Annotated in this window: 16 protein-coding genes, 1 other RNA gene and 1 pseudogene; 9 read left to right on the forward strand and 9 right to left on the reverse strand. The window is 75.3% G+C overall.

Features of this window, described 5'->3' with window-relative positions; all coding sequences use genetic code 11:
* Positions 1–42 precede the first annotated feature (42 nt).
* Positions 43–429 (forward strand): MerR family transcriptional regulator, encoded by a 387-nt coding sequence (locus tag AC2TEW_RS22625; protein ID WP_484625150.1) that lies wholly within the window; start codon positions 43–45, stop codon positions 427–429.
* A 7-nt stretch (positions 430–436) separates the two neighbouring features.
* Here the strand turns inward: AC2TEW_RS22625 and AC2TEW_RS22630 are convergent, their stop codons facing one another.
* Positions 437–1,798, reverse strand: coding sequence for a M48 family metallopeptidase (locus AC2TEW_RS22630; protein ID WP_484625151.1), 1,362 nt, complete (start codon positions 1,796–1,798; stop codon positions 437–439).
* Between the two features lie 146 nt (positions 1,799–1,944).
* Here AC2TEW_RS22630 and AC2TEW_RS22635 point away from each other — a divergent pair, with 146 nt between their 5' ends.
* The gene (locus tag AC2TEW_RS22635) at positions 1,945–3,021 is read left to right on the forward strand and encodes an alcohol dehydrogenase catalytic domain-containing protein (RefSeq protein WP_484625152.1); all 1,077 of its coding nucleotides are present in this window, start codon (positions 1,945–1,947) and stop codon (positions 3,019–3,021) included.
* Between the two features lie 90 nt (positions 3,022–3,111).
* On the opposite strand, the gene AC2TEW_RS22640 is transcribed toward AC2TEW_RS22635, so the two are convergent.
* The 3 genes from AC2TEW_RS22640 to AC2TEW_RS22650 all read right to left on the reverse strand — a co-directional run bounded on the left by AC2TEW_RS22640 (position 3,112) and on the right by AC2TEW_RS22650 (position 7,237).
* Positions 3,112–3,264, reverse strand: a complete 153-nt coding sequence (locus AC2TEW_RS22640; RefSeq protein WP_484625153.1) for a hypothetical protein — start codon at positions 3,262–3,264, stop codon at positions 3,112–3,114.
* Positions 3,265–3,517: 253 nt separating this feature from the next.
* The gene (locus AC2TEW_RS22645) at positions 3,518–5,509 is read right to left on the reverse strand and encodes a S9 family peptidase (protein ID WP_484625154.1); all 1,992 of its coding nucleotides are present in this window, start codon (positions 5,507–5,509) and stop codon (positions 3,518–3,520) included.
* 6 nt (positions 5,510–5,515) lie between these two features.
* On the reverse strand, positions 5,516–7,237 hold the full coding sequence (locus tag AC2TEW_RS22650; protein WP_484625155.1) for a class III lanthionine synthetase LanKC N-terminal domain-containing protein: 1,722 nt from the start codon (positions 7,235–7,237) through the stop codon (positions 5,516–5,518).
* Positions 7,238–7,642: 405 nt separating this feature from the next.
* Between AC2TEW_RS22650 and AC2TEW_RS22655 the strand changes: the two genes are divergently transcribed.
* From AC2TEW_RS22655 to AC2TEW_RS22665, 3 genes are all read left to right on the forward strand, one after another.
* Positions 7,643–8,479 (forward strand): Nif3-like dinuclear metal center hexameric protein, encoded by an 837-nt coding sequence (locus AC2TEW_RS22655; protein WP_484625156.1) that lies wholly within the window; start codon positions 7,643–7,645, stop codon positions 8,477–8,479.
* Positions 8,480–8,572: 93 nt separating this feature from the next.
* A complete protein-coding gene (locus AC2TEW_RS22660) occupies positions 8,573–9,316 on the forward strand; it encodes a zinc ribbon domain-containing protein (RefSeq protein WP_484625157.1) in 744 nt (247 codons plus the stop codon).
* Positions 9,317–9,320: 4 nt separating this feature from the next.
* A complete protein-coding gene (locus AC2TEW_RS22665; protein ID WP_484625158.1) occupies positions 9,321–10,487 on the forward strand; it encodes a bifunctional RNase H/acid phosphatase in 1,167 nt (388 codons plus the stop codon).
* Between the two features lie 43 nt (positions 10,488–10,530).
* Here AC2TEW_RS22665 and yaaA read toward each other — a convergent pair whose 3' ends face one another.
* The gene (yaaA, locus tag AC2TEW_RS22670) at positions 10,531–11,328 is read right to left on the reverse strand and encodes a peroxide stress protein YaaA (RefSeq protein ID WP_484625159.1); all 798 of its coding nucleotides are present in this window, start codon (positions 11,326–11,328) and stop codon (positions 10,531–10,533) included.
* Between the two features lie 42 nt (positions 11,329–11,370).
* Positions 11,371–11,847: a DUF3995 domain-containing protein gene (locus AC2TEW_RS22675; RefSeq protein WP_484625160.1), complete on the reverse strand. Its 477-nt coding sequence runs from the start codon at positions 11,845–11,847 to the stop codon at positions 11,371–11,373.
* A gap of 94 nt (positions 11,848–11,941) precedes the next feature.
* Between AC2TEW_RS22675 and AC2TEW_RS22680 the strand changes: the two genes are divergently transcribed.
* The 3 genes from AC2TEW_RS22680 to rnpB all read left to right on the forward strand — a co-directional run bounded on the left by AC2TEW_RS22680 (position 11,942) and on the right by rnpB (position 15,364).
* Positions 11,942–13,387: an RNB domain-containing ribonuclease gene (locus AC2TEW_RS22680; RefSeq protein ID WP_484625161.1), complete on the forward strand. Its 1,446-nt coding sequence runs from the start codon at positions 11,942–11,944 to the stop codon at positions 13,385–13,387.
* Positions 13,388–13,431: 44 nt separating this feature from the next.
* Positions 13,432–14,949, forward strand: a complete 1,518-nt coding sequence (locus AC2TEW_RS22685) for an MFS transporter (protein ID WP_484625162.1) — start codon at positions 13,432–13,434, stop codon at positions 14,947–14,949.
* 13 nt (positions 14,950–14,962) lie between these two features.
* Positions 14,963–15,364, forward strand: an RNA gene (gene rnpB, locus AC2TEW_RS22690) — RNase P RNA component class A.
* A 299-nt stretch (positions 15,365–15,663) separates the two neighbouring features.
* Here rnpB and AC2TEW_RS22695 read toward each other — a convergent pair.
* Both AC2TEW_RS22695 and AC2TEW_RS22700 read right to left on the reverse strand, forming a co-directional pair.
* On the reverse strand, positions 15,664–16,023 hold the full coding sequence (locus AC2TEW_RS22695; protein ID WP_484625163.1) for a hypothetical protein: 360 nt from the start codon (positions 16,021–16,023) through the stop codon (positions 15,664–15,666).
* Between the two features lie 15 nt (positions 16,024–16,038).
* Complete coding sequence (locus AC2TEW_RS22700; RefSeq protein WP_484625164.1) at positions 16,039–17,376, reverse strand: helix-turn-helix transcriptional regulator; 1,338 nt, start codon at positions 17,374–17,376, stop codon at positions 16,039–16,041.
* A 48-nt stretch (positions 17,377–17,424) separates the two neighbouring features.
* Between AC2TEW_RS22700 and AC2TEW_RS22705 the strand changes: the two genes are divergently transcribed.
* Positions 17,425–17,640 (forward strand): bacteriocin immunity protein, encoded by a 216-nt coding sequence (locus tag AC2TEW_RS22705; protein WP_484625167.1) that lies wholly within the window; start codon positions 17,425–17,427, stop codon positions 17,638–17,640.
* Positions 17,641–17,647: 7 nt separating this feature from the next.
* Here AC2TEW_RS22705 and AC2TEW_RS22710 read toward each other — a convergent pair.
* Positions 17,648–18,384: pseudogene (locus tag AC2TEW_RS22710) on the reverse strand (IS5 family transposase); the annotation flags it as partial.

Raw genomic sequence — 18,384 nt, forward strand, 5'->3', positions numbered from 1 at the left:
AGTCAACCGGCGGGGCGCCGCCGGGCGGAGCGAGGAGGCGCCGTGCGACAGCTGGGCATCGGTGAACTGGCCCGGCGGAGCGGCCTGCGGCCCTCCGCACTGCGGTACTACGAGAGCCTCGGGCTGCTCCCGGACGCCCGCCGGGAGGGCGGGCGGCGGGTCTGGCCGGCCACCGTGCTGCGGCGCCTGGCGCTGATCAGGATGGCGCAGCGGGCGGGGTTCACCCTGGCCGAGATCCGCGGCCTGCTGGCGGGCGAGCCCGACCGTCCCGCCACCCGGCAGTGGCGGGACCTGGCCGAACGCAAGCTCCCGGAGCTGGACCTGTTCATCCGCCAGACCCAGCAGCTGCGCGACGCCGTCGCCGCCTGCCTGGCCTGCGGGTGCATGAACTTCCAGGACTGCGAGCTGCTGGCCGGCCCGGCGGCCTGACGGCGGCTCAGTCCTGCTGTCGCAGCTCCTCGGCGATCCGCGCCCGGTGCGGGGCCAGCTCCGCCTCGACGGCGGCCTGCTGCGCCGGATCGGCCGTCACCGACGGTCCGGTGACCGGCGGACGGGTGGTCAGCAGCCGCAGCCGCAGGTGGGTGGGCGGGTGCGTGGCGTCCACGGCACCGAGCTCGCGCGCGGACAGCCGCAGCCGCCGCTCGCGCTCGGACGGCGGGACCGCCGCGATCCGGTCCGCCAGCTCGGTCCACAGGTCCGGCCCGTCCGCGGTGGCGTCGCTGGTCCGGCGGACGGGCCGGGCCAGGTTGCGCCGGCGCAGCACGACCGACTCGGCGGTGGCGTGGAGGAGCAGGACCTCCAGCACGCCGCGGACGGCGGCGGTCCCGCCGGTCTCCGCGGCCAGCGCGTCGGCCCGGTACTCGGCGGCCTGGCCGGACCGGACGGTGAGCCGCTCCAGCGCGCGGTACAGGCCGGTCACGAGGGCGTTGAGGCCGCCCATCAGCAGCCGCTGCACGGTGCCCGCCAGGAAGAACACCAGGTCGACCCCTTCGGAGCGGGACCGGTCCGGCAGGGTCATCCGGTGCCACTCCTCCAGCGCCCAAAGGGCCGAGCCGAGCCAGCGGCCGCGGCGCGAGTCGCCGTTGACGTCGTGGCCGAACTCGTGGCCGAGCAGGGCGATCCGCTGCTGCGGGGTGAGGGCCGCCCACAGCGGGAGTCCGAGGACCAGCAGGCTGCGGTTGCGCACCCCGTACCGGGCGTAGCTCGCGTTGAAGTCGCCGCTCACCACGATCGTGTCGACCGGGCGGCTGCCGACGGCGGCGGCCACCCGGTCGGCCAGGGCGTACAGCGCGGGGGCCTCCTCGCGGCGCAGCGGTGTCACCCCCGGGGCCAGCCGGCCGAAGCGCGGCCGCATGACGTAGGCCACCGGCAGGCCGATCGCGCCGAGCACCCGCAGCGGCCAGGGACCCATCACCAGCAGCGTCACCGATCCCGCCAGCACCAGCAGGGTCACCAGGTGGACCAGCCCCGCCAGGACGGACGCGAACGGCCCCGACAGGTCCCGGTGGGCCGGGGCGTCGTCCGCCACCCCGGCGTACACCTGCTCGGTGCGGGCCCGGACGGCCTGCTCGCGGCGCTCGGTGCGCCGCCGCTCGCGGTCCCGGCGCCGCTGCTCGCGCGGGGTGGGGGCGCCCTCGGCGCGCGGCGGGACGACCAGGTTCCACTCGCAGGCGGGGCACCAGACGGGGAACCCGGGGTCGGTGTCGAGTGGTGCGTGGCAGTCGGGGCAGGCGGCGGGGTGGCCGGCCGGACGGGGGACGGAGGCGTCGGCGGCACCGGCGGGTGCGGGGGTCGGCATGGCGGGTGATCATGCCAGAACGCGGCGGGGTCGGTCGGTCGAATATCCGGCCAGGGCGGTCGGACCCCTGTTCCTGGAACGTGTTCCAGAACCTATTCTCGTAGCGCCGACGACCGGCCCCACCGACGCGAACCCGGGAGCAGCCCATGCGCGCAGCGATCCTGCACAAGACCGGCCAGGACGAGCTGGAGGTCCGCGAGGACGTCGAGGCGGTGGGCTTCGGCCCCGGAAAGGTGCGGGTGCGGCTGCGGGCGACCAGCCTGTGCCACTCGGACCTGTCGGCGATGGCCGGGATCATGCCGCAGCCGGCGCCGTTCGTCCCCGGCCACGAAGGCGCGGGCGAGGTGGTCGAGGTCGGCGAGGGCGTCACCGGGGTCTCGGCGGGCGACCGGGTGGTGCTGTGCTGGATGCCGCCGTGCGGCGCCTGCGCGCAGTGCCGCGGCGGCCGCAGCCACCTGTGCGTGGCGAGCCTGCGCCGGCTGTCGACGCCCACCTTCCGCTTCGCCGGCACCGACGCCTACGGCTTCTACAGCACCGGCACCTTCGCCGAGGAGGTGGTGGTCGCCGCCGACAGCGTGCTCGCCGTGCCCGCCGACCTGCCCTACGAACTGGCCGCGCTGATCGGCTGCGGGGTCACCACCGGCCTCGGCGCCGCCGTGAACACCGCCCGGGTCGAGCCCGGCTCCTCGGTGGCGGTGATCGGCGCCGGCGGGGTCGGCATCGCGGCCGTGCAGGGCGCCCGGGTCTGCGGGGCCGCCAGGATCACCGTGGTCGACCCGGTGGCCTCCCGGCGCGAGCGGGCGCTGGCCTTCGGCGCCACCGACACCGTCGCCCCCGAGGAGCTCAAGGCGGCCGCCAAGGGCCAGGACGGCGGCGGCTACGACTACGTCTTCGAGGCGGTCGGCCGGTCCGCCACCGTCCGGGCCGCGTACGACGCCACCCGGCGCGGTGGCGCGGTGGTGGTGATCGGCGCCGGCGCCAAGGACGACCAGGTGCCGTTCAGCATGGCCGAACTGTTCTTCAACGAGAAGCGGATCCTGCCGTCGATGTACGGCGGCGGCGAGGTGCGCCGGACGATGGCCCGCGCGGTGGACCTCTGGCGGGCCGGGCGGCTGGACCTGGCGGGCATGGTCACCCACCGGCTGCCGCTGGCGGCGGTCAACGAGGCCATCGCCCAGATGCGCAGCGGCGAGGCACTGCGCACGGTGCTGACCCTCGACTGACGCCGGCCGGGGAACGGTCCGGGAGCGTCCCGGGAGCCGCCCGGGGGCGGGGACGGATGCCGTCCCCGCCGTTCCCGGGCCGCGGAGCGTTCAGCGGCGGTGGCGGCCGTGCGGGTCGCTCTCGGGGCTGTCGTCGGGGGCGGTCGTGCCGCGGTGGCGGCCGTGCGCGCCGCCGTCGGCGGCCTCCTCGGCGCGGGCCGCGCCGAGGTCGTGCTCGGTGGTGTCGGTCAGGGTTTCGGACATGAGCTCGTCTTCTCCGTGCGGATAACGGGTGCTGCGTTCGGCAGCGTCGGATGGGCGGTGGTGGCACGCCCGGACCGGATCACCATAACGGCCGGGTCGGACGCGGCCCACCGAGACCCTCCGTGCGGCGCCCGGCTTCCGGGCATCCGCGCCCCGGCGGGCACCCCGGCCGGGCGCGGCGCCGCCGAGCCGGTGGCCGGCCGGTGCGGGGTGGGGCGCGGCCGTACCCGGGGCTCCCGTGCCGGGCCCGGGCCTACCCGGGCCGGCCGGTCCGCAGGAAGCCGGCCAGCACCTCGTGCAGCACCGCCGCCCCCTCCTCGACCAGCAGCTCGTGCCCGGCGCCGGCGGCCTCCACGTACCGGAAGTCGGTGCCCTCCGTGCGGCCGAGCCGCAGCAGTTCGTGCCGCAGCGCACGGGACTGGCCCACCGGCACCACCTCGTCCTGGTCGCCGTGCAGGACCAGCAGCGGTGCGGTCAGCCGGTCGGCCAGCCGCAGCACGTCGCGCGGCCCGCGGGCGTCGTCCAGCGGGACGTCCCCGCCGAGCCGGCTGGTCAGCGCCCGGACCGGCGCCGTCCCCTCGGCCAGCAGCCGCGGACCGGACAGGAACGGCGCGACCACCGCGCAGCGCGCCACCTGGCCGGCCGGCGCCCACGCCGCGGCCAGCAGGGCCAGGAACGCGCCGTAGCTGACGCCGAACAGGGCGGGCGGCTCCAGCCCGAGCGCCGCGCGCTGCCCCGCCACCGCGTCGACCAGGTGCAGCACGTCGTCCAGGTCGGGCCCGCCCCACGCACCCCGGATCGCCGTCGCGTGCTCGTCGCCGTACCCGGTGGAGCCGCGCTGGTTGGGCGCCAGCACGGCCAGGCCCTCGGCGGCCATCCGCTGCAGCGCGGGGTCGAACTCCAGCCGCCAGGCGTCCGCCGGTCCGCCGTGCAGCGCGATCACCAGGTGCGGTGCGCCCAGCCAGCCGTCCCCGCCGTACACCACGGCCTCGACCGGCCCCGCCGGGCCGGCCAGTTCCAGGCTCCGGGCGGGCTGCCACGGCCCGCCGTCACCGGGGACCGCGGAGGCGTCCAGCCGCCAGCCGGCCGGCACCCCGCTCGGATGCCGGACCGCGGCCTGCCACGGCTGCGCCGGTGGCGGCCCGCCCGGCCCGCCACCGGCCAGCGGGGCCAGCTGCAGCGGCAGGGCCACCGCGCCCGGTACGCTCCCGGGCCGCCGGCCGAGCAGCGCGTCCACGTCCATGGTGGCCAGCGCGGCCGGCCGGTCCGGCGCCGAGTACGGCATCCGCAGCCCCGCCGACGACCAGTCACCGACCGCGCCGAGCCGCCCGGGCGGCACCGGGACCGGCTCCAGGCCGCCGCCGGGCCGCCAGAGCGCCAGCGCGGACCCGGCGCCGCGGTCCAGCTGCACGGCGACCCGCGGCGCGGCCGGCTCGTCGGCGCTGCCGGGTGCCAGCGCGACCGGGTGCAGGAACACCCCCGGCAGGTGCAGGCCGTCGGGGAAGCGCAGCGGATCGGTGCCGCCGATCACCCCCCAGCCGAGCCGGTCGGCGCCGGGCGCGTCGCTGCGCACCATGCCGAAGCGGGTGTCCGGGTCGAACAGCACCAGCCGGTCGTTGCTGTCCTCGCCGATCTCCAGCAGCGGGGTGGTCAGGCCGAGTTCGAGGTCGAGCACGACGGACTTCACGGTGGTGCCCGTGACCCGGTCCAGGGCGAGCAGCCGGCCGGTCCGGTCGAGCCAGACACCGCCGCCGTGCAGGCCGGGGAGTTCGGCGATCTGGGCGGGGGCGGTGCCGTCCGCGTGGACCAGCCAGACGGTGGTGACCGGGCGGGTGTCGGAGCCCAGCGCGACCGCGACCGGCCGCCCGGGCCCGGCGCCGGGCAGCGGCAGCACCCGCAGTCCGGGCAGCCGCAGCGCGGCGAGCTCCCGCTCCTCGGCGTACGGGCCGCCGGGCACCGCCGACAGCAGGACCAGGGCGTGCCGGTCGCCGTCGTGCCGGCAGGCCAGGACCCGGCCGTCCGGCAGCGAGACCAGCTGGGTGCGCAGGTGCTCGGAGCGGTTGCCCGGCAGCGGGAGGGCGGTCGGCTCGGCGGGGCCGTGGTCGGGCAGCCGCCAGCTCTCCGGGTACCAGCCGCCGTCGGGGCCGGCGGCCAGGCAGGCGGCGTGCGAGCCGTCGGCCGCGAAGGTGAAGCTCAGGCGGCGCAGGGCGTGGGCGGCACCGGTCCGGGTGGGGGTCTCGCTCACCGGGGGTCACCTCCGGTCGGCTTCCGGTCGTTCGGGTGGGGTGGGTGCGGTGGCTGGGGTGGGTCGGGCGGGTCGGGTGAGTGCGGTGGCCTGCGGCGGGGTGGTGGCAGGCGGCGGCGGGGTGGCCTGCGGTGGTGCGGTGGCCGGCATCGGTGTGGCGGTCGGCTGTGCGCCGGCGGCGAGTGCGGCGCGGACCCCGGCCAGCGGCAGGCGCCGCTCGGGCGCGCGCTCGCGCAGGGCGAGGACGACGGGGGCTAGCCGCCGGGCGGTGCCGCCCTCCCGGGCGGCGAGGGCGAGCCAGCGGGTGAGCCGCTCCTCGACCGGCCGGGCCCGCGGGAGGTCCTCCGCCAGCAGCGGGTCGTGGCCGGTGGCGAGCAGGAAGAGCAGGCCGCCGAGGGCGTACAGGTCGGCGGTGGGTTCGGTGCGGACGATCCGCCGCAGGCAGTGGTGCTCGGGCGCGCGGTACCCCGGGGTGCCGGCGGAGCCGGCGACCGTGCCGGTCCCGGTGGCGAGCTCCAGGCCGACCAGGCGCAGCGCGCCGTCGGGCCGGACCATGACGTGGCCGGGGGAGAGGTCGCGCAGGACCAGCCGCTCGGCGTGCACGCGTTCGAGCAGGCCGGTGAGGGCCAGGGCCATCGGGCCGGCCTCGGCCCAGGGCAGGCCGGCGGTGGCGTCCCGGCGGAGCCGGGCGGCGACCCAGCTGCCGAGCGGGTGGCCGGGGACGCGTTCCTGTACCAGGAAGAGCGCGTCGTCCTGCTCGATCAGCTCCAGCGGGCGGGGGGCGAGCTCCAGGCCGTCGAGCCGGCCGAGCAGCCGGGCCTCGTGTCTCAGCGCGGCCCGGGCGTCGGTGCCGGAGCGGCCCGCCCCGATCCGGGCGCGGGCCTGTCTGACCACCACATCGGTGTCGGTGACGGTGTCCCGGCCGAGGAAGACGCCGCCGGCGGCGCCGTTGCGCACCGCCGAGGTGAGGGCGTACCGGCCGCCCAGCAGGACCCCGCCCGGGCGCCGGCCGGCCACGGCGGGGCGGGCCGAACCCCGCCGCCCGGTCGACCCCCTCCCCTCGACGGGGTCGACCGCCCACGGGGGTCTGCGCGGGCCCGCCGTGCGGACGTCCTCGGCGGCGGCCCCGCCGGGTCCGGCAGGTATCGACCGGTACGCGCTGGCGCTCCCCGGTTCGCCGCGGCCGGCGGCTGGTTCGGCGCGGCCGGCGGCGCCGAACCGGGGGTGCCCCCGGCCGCCGGGCGCGTACGGCCGGTCCGGGAGCGCCGAACCGGGGAGCGCCGCCGGTTCGGGCAGGCCGCGGGTGGCGCGGTGGAGTTCCTCGGCGGGCCGGCGGAATTGCGGATCGTCGGCGGGACGGGGCGTGGTGAATTCCCCGGCCGGACCGCGGCCGCCGTCGCGGGAATTCGGCTCGTGGCGTTTCTCCCGGTCGGCGGCGAATTCGAAGGCGCGGGGATCGACGGCGGTGGCCACGGCGACCGCGTCGGGCACGTCGGCCGGGCCGAGGTGCGGCCCCCACCCCCGCGCGGGGAGGTCCCGGCCGGGCGGCCGGACCGTGCACCGCGGGCCCTCGACGGCGGTCAGCCGGCCGCCGTCGTGGTCCTCCCCTGCCCCGGTGCCGGCCGCGGCCGCCCGTACCAGCTCCACCAGCGTGCCGTCGCGGCCGGCCGGCCCGTCGTGGACCGGCCCTGCCTCCCCGGCCGGACGCAGCGGTGTGCCCTTCCCCATCCGCTTCACACCCCTTCGTCTGCCGGTCGGTCCTGGTGGATTCACGGGTGCCGCCTCCCGCCCCGCCGGTTCCGGTCCGGCACCGGGCCGCCGTGAACGGCGCGGTGCGGAGTTCGGCGGAGCGCCCCTTTTCCGACCCCCCTGGCCGGGGCGGCTCCCGTTTGCAGCACCGAAGTTACTTTCGGAAACGGGAGCCACTCAACGCCCCTCGGGTCACTTCACTCGTAAGGGTGATCTCGATTCGTTTTCGATTACCTGCGACCCCCGCGCTGTGGACCGCCGCGACCGCCCGGCACCCGGTCCGGCCGGCGGGGGAGGCGCCGATGCGCCCCGGCGCGCGGGTTGACGAGCAGCTGTACGGGTTGCCGGGACTGGGCCGCCTGCGCTTCGCGGTAGTCTCGACAGGTGCCGAAACTGTCCGACGTGATCACCGTGCTCGAAGAGGTCTACCCGCCGCGCTGGGCGGAGTCCTGGGACGCCGTCGGCCTGGTCTGCGGCGACCCCGAGGCCGAGGTGGAGCGCGTGCTGTTCGCGGTCGACCCGGTGCAGGCCGTCGTGGACGAGGCCGTGGAGTGGGGCGCCGACCTGATCGTCACCCACCACCCGCTCTACCTGCGCGGCACCACCAGTGTTGCCGCGACCACCTTCAAGGGCCGGGTGGTGCACACCCTGATCCGGGCCGGGATCGCCCTGCACGTGGCGCACACCAACGCCGACCACGCCGCCCCCGGGGTCTCCGACGCCCTCGCCGACGCCGTCGGCCTGCGGGTCACCGGCCCGCTGGTGGCGGACCCGACCGACCCCGAGGGCCGCCGCGGCTCCGGCCGGATCGGCCTGCTGGAGCCGCCGCTGCCGCTCTCCGCGTTCGCGGCCCAGGTCGCCGCCGGCCTGCCGGCCACCGCCGCCGGCGTGCGGGTGGCGGGCGACCCGGAGCGGATGATCGGCCGGGTCGCGGTCTGCGGGGGTTCCGGCGACAGCTTCCTGGCCGAGGCCCGGGCCGCCGGGGTGGACGCCTACCTCACCGCGGACCTGCGCCACCACCCCGTCTCGGAGGCCACCGAGGCCGCCCCGATCGCCCTGCTGGACGCCGCGCACTGGGCCACCGAGTGGCCCTGGCTGGGCCTCGCCGCCAGCGAACTGCTCACCGTCGCCAACCGCAACGGCTGGCTGCTGGAGGCCCGGGTCTCGGACCTGGTCACCGACCCGTGGACGGCGCACGCGCCGATGCCGTTCACCCCCTGACACCCCACGACGCGGCCCGCCCGCCGTCACCACCCGACCGCGTCGCCGGCTGACCGAACCGCAGCCGCCCGACTGACACCAGGAGCTCCCCGCTTGAACGCCGCGCCCGCCGACCAGATCCGCCTGCTCGACCTGCAGGCCATCGACTCCCGCCTCGACCAGCTGGCCCACCGGCGTCGCAGCCTGCCCGAGCACGCCGAGATCGACAAGGCCGGGGCCGACCACACCGCGCTGAAGGACCTGGTCGTCGCCGCCCAGGCCCAGCTCGGCGACACCTCCCGCGAGCAGGCCAAGGCCGAGGGCGACGTCGAGCAGGTCCGTGCCCGGGCCGCCCGCAACCAGCAGCGGATGGACTCCGGCGCCGTCACCTCCCCCCGGGACCTGGAGAACCTCCAGCACGAGACCGCCTCGCTGGCCAAGCGCCAGGGCGACCTGGAGGACGTGGTCCTGGAGGTCATGGAGCGCCTGGAGTCCGCCGAGACCCGGGTCACCGAGCTGACCGCCCGTCTGGAGCACGCCACGGTGGTGCTCAAGGAGGCCGAGGCTCGCCGCGACGCCGCCTTCGCCGAGATCGACGCCGAGGTGGCCAAGGTCCAGCGGGACCGCGAGGTGGTCGCCGCCGCCGTGCCCGCCGACCTGCTGAAGCTCTACACCCGGCTGCGGGAGCAGCAGGGCGGCGTCGGCGCGGCCCGCCTGCACCAGCGCCGCTGCGAGGGCTGCCGGGTCGAGTTCGCGGTCTCCGACCTGAACGCGATCAAGGCCGAGCCGGCCGACGCGGTGCTGCGTTGCGACAACTGCGGACGGATCCTGGTCCGCACCGCGGACTCGGGCGCCTGACCCGGTGGCCCCCCGCAGACTGGTCGTGGAGGCCGACGGCGGTTCCCGGGGCAACCCGGGACCGGCCGGCTACGGCGCGGTGGTCCGCGACGGCGACACCGGCCTGATCATCGCCGAGGCAGCCGAGTTCATCGGGCGGGCCACCAACAACGTCGCCGAGTACCGCGGCCTGATCGCCGGCCTCGAGGCCGCCCGTGCGATCGACCCGGAGGCCGCCGTGGACGTCCGGATGGACTCCAAGCTGGTGGTCGAGCAGATGTCCGGACGCTGGAAGATCAAGCACCCGGACATGCAGCCGCTCGCCGCCGAGGCGCGCACCGTCCTGCCGCGCGCCCAGGTCAGCTACCGCTGGATCCCGCGCGAGCAGAACAAGGACGCCGACCGGCTGGCCAACGAGGCGATGGACGCGGGCCAGGCCGGCCGCCCGTGGGAGCCCACGACCCGACCCTCCGCCGCGCCCGCGGTCGACGCGGCGGCCCCGGTGGCCGGGGAACCGCTCGCCGAGCCCGCCGCACCCAGGGCCGGCTGGGCCGCTCCCGCCGACCTCGGCACGCCCACCACCTTCGTGCTGCTGCGGCACGGCGAGACGCCGCTCACCCCGGAGAAGCGGTTCTCCGGCAGCGGCGGCAGCGACCCGGCGCTCTCCGAGAAGGGCCGCTGGCAGGCCGAGCGGGCCGCCGAGGCGCTGGCCGCCCGGGGCACCGTGCAGGCCGTGGTCTGCTCGCCGATGCAGCGCACCCGGCAGACCGCCCAGGCCGTCGCGGACCGGCTCGGCCTCGAGGTCCGGATCGAGGACGGGCTGCGCGAGCTCGACTTCGGTGCCTGGGAGGGCCTGACCTTCGCCGAGGTCCAGCAGCGGTACCCGGCGGACCTCGACGCCTGGCTCGGCTCCGCCAAGGCGAGGCCCACCGGCAGCACGGAGAGCTTCACCAACCTCACCCACCGCACGGGCGTCGCCCGCGACAAGATCCTCGCCCGCTACCCCGGGAAGACCGTGCTGGTGGTCTCGCACGTCAGCCCGATCAAGACCCTGGTCCGGCTGGCGCTCGGCGCCCCGCCCGACTCGGTGTACCGGATGGAACTGTCGGCCGCCTCGCTGTGCGCCGTCCAGTACTACTCCGACGGCAACGCCTCGGTGCGGCTGCTCAACGACACCGCCCACCTGCGCTGACCGGTGGGGGCCGGCCAGGCCCCCACCCGCCGGTGTCCCGCCGTCAGTGGATCTCCGCCACCACGACGTCCAGCTGCCACGGCCGGCGCGCGGTGCCCTGCGCGGACACCTCCACCCGGTGGCCCAGCTGCGCCAGTGCGTCCACCAGTTCGCCCGGCGAGCCGGGCTCCAGCCCGGCCGTCAGCAGGTCGCGCACCAGCCGGCCCTTGGTCGCCTTGTTGAAGTGGCTCACCACCGAGCGCTTCAGCTCGCCGTCCACCTCGCGCTCGTGCAGCACCCGCACGGTCGCGGTCCGGGCGGCCACCTCACCGGCCGGCTTCCACGCCGCCGCGTACGCCGAGCTGCGCAGGTCCAGCACCAGCCCGTCCGCGACCTCGGGCAGCGCATCGGCCAGCGCGCCCCGCCAGTACGCTCCGAGCGCCCCCAGCGGCGGCAGCTTCACCCCCATCGCACAGCGGTACGGCGGGATCCGGTCACCGATCCGCACCGCACCCCACAGCCCCGAGAACACCAGCAGCGACCGCTCGGCCCGCGCGTACGCCGCCTCGTCCAGCTTGGCCAGCCCCAGGTTGTCGAAGAGCACCCCGGTGTACACCTCACCGGCCGGCAGCGTGCCGGCCGCCGGCAGCCCGGCGTTGCGGGCCACCTCACCGCGCAGCCCCACGCTCAGGCCCAGCACCTCGCGGGCCCGCTCCTCGTCACCGGCGCACAGCTCCACGAGCGCCGCCAGCACGGCCGTCCGCGCCCCGGTCAGCCCGGGCAGCGACAGCGCACCGAGCTCGACCGGCGCCCCGGCCACCGAAGCGGCCTTCCCCTCCGACGGCGGCAGCAGGACCAGCACGGCGACACCCCTCAACAGTTTGTGGCAGCGAACCCCGCCACTCTACGCGCCGCCGCCCCGCCCCCGGGCCGCCACCAATGCCGCCCCGGCCCCCAGCGCCACGCACAGCGGCGCGTAGTACCGGCGGTCCAGCCGGACGAAACGCGCCGACCGCCGGATCCGGCCACGGCCGAACAGCACCGGCCCGGCCACGCCGCGCACCAGCAGCACCCCCGCGACGGTCGCGCTGCCCGCCCGCGGCAGTCCGCCCGCACCCGGCCCCGGCACCACCCCGGCCTGCCGCCCCAGCAGCCAGGACGCCGCACCGAGCAGACCCGCCACCCCCGCACACATCGCCGGTGTCGGCGCCTGCTCCTCGGCCACCCCCACCACCGCGTCCGCGAACGCCGCCCGGCTCTCCAGCGGCCACGGCGAGCGCATCCACACCACGTGCAGCACGCCGACCGCCGCCAGCGCACCCGAGACCGCCGCCCCGGCACCCCGCACCACCGGGGGAGCGGCCGGTTCCCTGCGCGTCACGTCGATCCCCCTTCGCCACAACCGCCGTTCGCCACAACCACCTTACGAGCCGTTCCAACGCGCCCACCGGCCGCCCCGGCCGTACGCTGCGACCATGCCGCGTCGACACCTGAGGGTCCGAGCCGCCGAAACCGCGCGGATCAACACCGAACTCGCCGAGCTGCGCAGCCGGCTGGAGGTCCGCGCCGAGTGGCCCGCCGAGGTGCTGGCCGAGGCCGAGCGGACCGCCTCCCTCCCCCGGCTGCCCGAACTCGACGCGACCGACCTGGAACTCTTCACCCTCGACCCGCCCGGCTCGCTCGACCTCGACCAGGCCATGCACCTCGCCCGCCGCGGCACCGGCTACCGGGTCCACTACGCCATCGCCGACGTGGCCGCCTTCGTCACCCCCGGCGGCGCCGTCGACATCGAGGCCCACCGCCGCATCCAGACCTACTACTTCCCCGACCTCAACGTCCCGCTGCACCCCGCCCGGCTCTCCGAGGGCGCCGCCAGCCTGCTGCCCGGCGAACGGCGCCCCGCCCTGCTCTGGCAGCTCGACCTCGACGCCGACGGCGCCGTCCTGCTCGCCGACGTCCGCCGCGCCCAGGTCCGCTCCCGCCGCCGGCTCGACTACGCCGGCGTCCAGCAGGCCGTCGACACCGGCACCGCCGACCCCCAGCTCGCCCTGCTCGCCGAGATCGGCAGCCTCCGGGAGGCCCGCGAGCGCGACCGCGGCGGCGTCAGCCTGCCCCTGCCCGAACAGGAGGTGGAGACCGCCGACGGCGGCTACCGCCTGGTCTACCGCGCGCCCCGGCCCGCCGACGCCTGGAACGCCCAGGTCTCCCTGCTCACCGGCATGGCCGCGGCCGACCTGATGCTGGACGCCGGCATCGGCCTGCTGCGCACCCTGCCCGCCGCACCCGCCTCCGCGTACGCCCGGCTGCGCCGGGTGGCGGCCGCCCTGCACGTCGAGTGGCCGGACCGGATGCCCTACCCGGAACTGATCCGCTCGCTCGACCCGGCCAGGACCGCCGACGCCGCCTTCCTCAACGAGTGCACCGGCCTGCTGCGCGGCGCCGGCTACCACGCCTTCGACGCCGCCAAGGGCGTCCGGCCGCCCGCCGACCCCGGCCACGCCGCACTCGCCGCGCCGTACGCGCACTGCACCGCCCCGCTGCGCCGGCTCGGCGACCGCTACGCGCAGGAGATCTGCGTGGCCGTGGCGGCCGGGGCCGACGTGCCGGACTGGGTCCGGGAGTCGCTGGCGGCCGTCCCCGGGCTGATGGAGAGCGGCGACCGGCGTGCCCGGGAGCTGGAACGGGCCTGCGTGGACCTGGTCGAGGCGGAGCTGCTGCGCGGCCGGGTGGGGGAGGACTTCGAGGCGGTGGTGATCGACGTCGACGAGCGCCGGCCGGAGAGCGGCACCGTCCAGCTGCGCGAGCCGGCGGTGGTCGCCAAGTGCGAGGGGTCGCTGCGGCTGCCGCTCGGGGAACGCATCCTGGTCCGGCTCACCACCGCGGACCCGGTCACCCGGACCGTCCGCTTCGCCCCGGCCTGAGCGGCCCGCCGCTGCGCGGGGCCGGTGCGGCCCGGGCCGGTGGCATGATCAACGGTGTGAGCGCACAGACCCCGGCGAGTGCCCCGACCCCCGCGAGTGCCCCGGCCCCCGGCCCGGACCGGCGGCGCCGCGTCCTGATCCTGTCGATCTGCTGCCTGAGCCTGTTCATCGTGGGCCTGGACAACACCGTGGTCAACATCGCGCTGCCGGCCATCCAGCAGGACCTGCACGCGCCGACCTCGGGCCTGCAGTGGATCATCGATGCGTACACCCTGGTGCTCGCCTCACTGCTGATCCTCTCCGGCTCGGTCGCGGACCGGGTCGGACGGCGGCGGATCTTCCTCACCGGGCTGGTGGTCTTCGTCCTCGGCTCGCTGCTGTGCAGCCTCGCGCCGGGGCTCGGCTGGCTGATCGCGTTCCGGGCGGTGCAGGCCGTCGGCGGATCGATGCTCAACCCGGTCGCCATGGGCATCATCACCAACACCTTCACCGACCGGCGCGAACGGGCCCAGGCGATCGGCGTCTGGGGCGGAGTGGTCGGCATCAGCATGGCGCTCGGCCCGCTGATCGGCGGCGGCCTGGTGGAGAGCGCCGGCTGGCAGTCGATCTTCCTGATCAACATCCCGGTCGGCCTGGCCGCCTTCCTGCTCACCTGGCGCTACGTCCCGGAGTCCCGGGCACCCCGGCCGCGCCGCTTCGACCTGGTCGGGCAGGCGCTGATGGTGCTGCTGCTCGGGGCCGGGACCGCCGTCATCATCGAGGGGCCCGGCTTCGGCTGGACCTCACCCGTCATCCTGCTGCTCGGCTCGGTCGCGCTCACCGCGCTGGCGGTCTTCCCGCTGTGGGAGCGCCGGGTCGCCGAACCGCTGATCGACCCCCGGTTCTTCGCCAGCGTCCCGTTCACCGGCGCCACCGTCACCGCGGTCTGCGCCTTCGCCTCGCTCGGCGGCTTCCTCTTCCTCAACACGCTCTACCTGCAGGACGTCCGCGGCTACAGCCCGGTCGAAGCCGGCCTGTGGACGCTGCCGATGGCCGGGCTGACCCTGGTCTGCGCACCGCTCTCCGGGCGGATCGTGGGCCGGCGCGGGCCGCGTCTGCCGCTGCTGGTGGCGGGGGCGGCGATGGCCGCGAGCGGCGTGCTGCTCACCGGGCTGGCCGACGACTCCCCGGCGGGCCTGCTGATCGGTGCGTACGCGCTGTTCGGGCTCGGCTTCGGCCTGGTCAACGCGCCCATCACCAACGCGGCGGTGTCCGGGATGCCGCTGGCCCAGGCCGGGGTGGCCGCGGCCGTCGCCTCCACCAGCCGGCAGATCGGGCAGTCGCTGGGCGTCGCGGTGCTCGGGACCGTGGTCACCGCGGCGGCCGCGGCCGGGTCGCCCGGGTTCACCGAGGCCAGCCACCGCGGCTGGTGGATCGTGGCCGGCCTCGGCGTGGTGATCCTGCTGGTCGGCCTGGTCTCCACCACGCCCTGGGCGGCCGGCACGGCGGCCCGGGTGGCCGACCGCCTCGACCCGCCACCGCGGGTGCCCGTCCAGGGCGGCCACCGCGAACCGCTACGATGACCAGTACGGCGGACGAGCCGGCCGGGCGGCCGCGTCGGGCACCTTCGGGGGCCCGCCGAGGAACGTCCGGGCTCCACAGAGCAGGGTGGTGGGTAACGCCCACCCGGGGTGACCCGCGGGACAGTGCCACAGAAAACAGACCGCCGGCGGCTTCGGCCGCAGGTAAGGGTGAAACGGTGGTGTAAGAGACCACCAGCGACCGAGGTGACTCGGCCGGCTAGGTAAACCCCACTCGGAGCAAGGTCAAGATCGGTGCCCTCGGGCACCGTGCGCGGATGTTCGAGGGCTGCTCGCCCGAGTCCGCGGGTAGACCGCACGAGGCTGCCGGCAACGGCAGCCCTAGATGGATGGCCGCCTCCCCGGGCCGCGCAAGCACCCCGGGAGACAGAACCCGGCGTACAGGCCTGCTCGTCCGCCGCCTTACCGACGGAACCCTCTGACCTGCATCCTCTGGTCGGAGGGCCATTTCTGTCAGGCCCTTCTCGGCATGCTCCACGTCGAACCAGACCATGCCGGATCCCCGCCGGGGCAGACCTTGATCGGTGACCGGCACCACGACGGCCGCATCTTCGAACGTGAACTCGACGCGTGGGCGTCTACCTGCTCCGTCCGGCCCACAAGGGCGAACCCGAGCGGGCCGGAGTCGGCGATCCGGCACAACGACCACACCGGCCAAGCACGGCGCAGCGGGGGAGAGTACTGCCTGATGCGGCACTAGCTCGCTTGTTGTTCGATGCGCTCGAAGACGTCCGCGTCGGTCTCCTGCTGCCACTTCGGCAGCTCGTCCCAATCCGCTACGTAGCCCGGCTTGGGATTCTCGATGTGCTTGTGGATCTGCGCGATCCAGCAGGTCGCGACAAAGCGTCCCTTCTGCTCACGGCTGAGCTTGGCCGTGTTGCCCGCGCTTACCCGAACGAAGTCCAGTACCTGCCCGTAGACGGCGGCGGCGCACTGCCGCTCCCAGTGGGGGGTCTCCTCCCAGGGGGCGATGTAGCCCGGCCTCGGCTCGCCGGGGTAGTGCTTCGTCACGCCCGCGATCCACGCCTCGCGGAAGATCCGGCCCTCGTCCGACATTCAGTTGCTCCTTCGTCAGGCGGCGCTCGACAGCGCCGAAATCTGCTGGTGCAGCTCCGAGGCTCGCCTATCGCCCATGAGCGGGACAAGGCGGGCCTGGAGGCCCTCCAGCTTCTTGCCGATGTAGCCCGAGCCCGTCTGGTCGACCAGTTCCATAGCAGCGCGGCTGTAGTGCACCACCTGATCGAGGTCACCGCGCTCCGCGCCCAGCGTCGCCAGTTCGGCCAGCACCGCCCCTCGGCGACGCAGAGAGAGCTTCTGCTCAAGGGCCGACGTCAGCGCTGCCTCGGCCAGGTCCGGCCGGCCGAGCTCCAGGTAGCAGGTCCCGCGCTCCTCGGCCAGCCGCGAGCCGTCGAACCGCAGCCAGCCACCGTTGTGGATCTGTCCGGACAAGCCGTGAACTTGCTCGGCCTCGTCGAGTGCGCGCCTGCACCCATCGAGGTCGCCGAGGCCCGCGTACGCCTCGGCCTGGACCGCGGCCACCCAATGCCGCGTGGAGAGCTGCCCATCGCCCCTCTGAGCCACCTGGGACGCCGCAGACAGAATCGGCGCCGCCATCGCGAAGCGCCGCTCGTACAGCTCGACGAAGGCATGCCGCGTCAGGGCGCACGCCCACATGTCCGCGTTGCCGGCCTCGCGGCTCGCGCTGGCGGCCAGCGTGTAGCAGCGCGCCGCGTCCATGTACCGGTTGGCGTCGAAGAAGATCTCGCCGGCGAGCTGATACAGATCCCCGACCTGTGCGCAGAGTTCCTTGCGGGAGGCGTCTGTCCGGCTCTCCTCCAGCCCTTTCGCGACGAGCCCGAGCTGATGCCGGACGATGGGGAGGACAGCCTGCTTTGAGTCGGAGAGGCTGAACACCTTCCACAAGTGCGCATTCAGCTCGGGGCCGGTCTCAACGAGGGAGCTGGCAGGAGCCCGACGTGTCGGGGAAGTGTTGGGGCGCGGCAGTGCGATCAGCGCGCCGGTCACGGCGAGCAGACTCAAGACGTCGCGACGCTTCATGTCGTCAGTATCACCAGGGGACGCAAGGGGGCCATCGGCCGCCGGATGTCTGAGTGCTGTCACCTCGGGTGCGAGGAGGCCCTCCAACTCGTCGGGTGTGACCCGGAGAACCTTGGCAAGGTTCGGCCGCTGGTAAGGCCGAGGATCAGCCTTGCCGGTCTCCCAACGCGCGTAGGTGGACGTCGCGATGCGCAGCAGTTCGGCGATCTTCTCTTGACTGTAGCCCAGAGCCGTACGCCGCTTCTCAAGACGACTTCGCTTGGCTGTCATCACGCCCCCGATCCAGAAGATGTTTCCGGTGGTCAGCAGCCCAACGCTCGGGAAGCGCCTAGGAGCTGTCCGGTCGATCATGTGACTGTCTAGGCTGACCCTCTTCTGGAAGGGGTGGCTGTGACGGTGATGACTCGTGCAACGGCCGTTGCGTTGGTGCAGAAGATCATGGATGCGCACTACGCCGACGATGCTGAAACGTACGGCGTACTGGAGGCATTGGGCGAAGCCCTCGGCTGTCCGGCCGGCTATGTGGGCAACTTGATCTTTTGGCCCACGGGGCGGGAGCTGACAGCTGTCGAGGTCGTCGATCAGGCTCTGGAATACCGGCCCTTCGCCCTGTGAGAGGGCCTCAAGCCCGCAGCCAGATGACCAGGGTGGCCGCGGTGACAGTGCCGAGGAAGACGTAGCCGCGCTTGTCGTAGCGGGTCGCGACGGCGCGGGAGTTCTTCAGCTTGTTGATGGCCCTCTCGACGGTGTTGCGCTTCTTGTACCGGTCCTCGTCGAAGCCGGGTGGCCGTCCGCCTTGCGATCCTTTGCGCAGGCGGGCGGCCCGGCTGTCGGCCTTCTCCGGGATCGTGTGCCGGATGCCGCGCCGCCGCAGATACTCGCGGCAAGGGCCGTTGCTGTAGGCCTTGTCGGCCGCGACGCTGTCCGGCTTCTTACGGGGCCTGCCCGACTCGAACCGCGGGACCCGGATCTTCTCCAGCACCGGCAGGAACTGGGTGCAGTCGGCCCGCTGCCCCGGCGTGACGATCAGGGACAGCGGGCGGCAGAAACCGTCCGCGCTCAGGTGAATCTTGCTGGTGAAGCCGCCGCGTGAACGCCCCAGGCCCTCGCCTCCCGCACCACCTCCACCAGCCGGCCGACGAGGCTCTGCCACGGAGTCTCGTCCTGGTGTTCCAGCGCCTCGTCCCCCTTTGAGTCGGTGAGGGCCGGCGGTGGGTCGGTGCGGGCGCCGGCCGCGTGCTGGTGGGCGCGCACGATGGTGGAGTCCACCGAGATGTCCCAGTCGATCTCGCCGGCCGCGTCGGCCGCGGCCTGGACCTGTTGCAGGAGCCGTTCCCAGGTGCCGTTGGCGGACCAGAG

It is taken from the genome of Kitasatospora sp. NEAU-CNBT7, assembly GCF_057220535.1.

What these genes read in the sequence shown, in the direction of transcription:
- AC2TEW_RS22630 (WP_484625151.1), bottom strand. Translation starts at nt 1,798, where the DNA reads ATGCCGACCCCCGCACCCGCCGGTGCCGCCGACGCCTCCGTCCCCCGT.
- AC2TEW_RS22635 (WP_484625152.1), top strand. Translation starts at nt 1,945, where the DNA reads ATGCGCGCAGCGATCCTGCACAAGACCGGCCAGGACGAGCTGGAGGTC.
- AC2TEW_RS22640 (WP_484625153.1), bottom strand. Translation starts at nt 3,264, where the DNA reads ATGTCCGAAACCCTGACCGACACCACCGAGCACGACCTCGGCGCGGCC.
- AC2TEW_RS22650 (WP_484625155.1), bottom strand. Translation starts at nt 7,237, where the DNA reads ATGGGGAAGGGCACACCGCTGCGTCCGGCCGGGGAGGCAGGGCCGGTC.
- AC2TEW_RS22680 (WP_484625161.1), top strand. Translation starts at nt 11,942, where the DNA reads ATGCCGCGTCGACACCTGAGGGTCCGAGCCGCCGAAACCGCGCGGATC.
- AC2TEW_RS22685 (WP_484625162.1), top strand. Translation starts at nt 13,432, where the DNA reads ATGATCAACGGTGTGAGCGCACAGACCCCGGCGAGTGCCCCGACCCCC.
- AC2TEW_RS22695 (WP_484625163.1), bottom strand. Translation starts at nt 16,023, where the DNA reads ATGTCGGACGAGGGCCGGATCTTCCGCGAGGCGTGGATCGCGGGCGTG.
- AC2TEW_RS22700 (WP_484625164.1), bottom strand. Translation starts at nt 17,376, where the DNA reads ATGATCGACCGGACAGCTCCTAGGCGCTTCCCGAGCGTTGGGCTGCTG.
- AC2TEW_RS22705 (WP_484625167.1), top strand. Translation starts at nt 17,425, where the DNA reads ATGACTCGTGCAACGGCCGTTGCGTTGGTGCAGAAGATCATGGATGCG.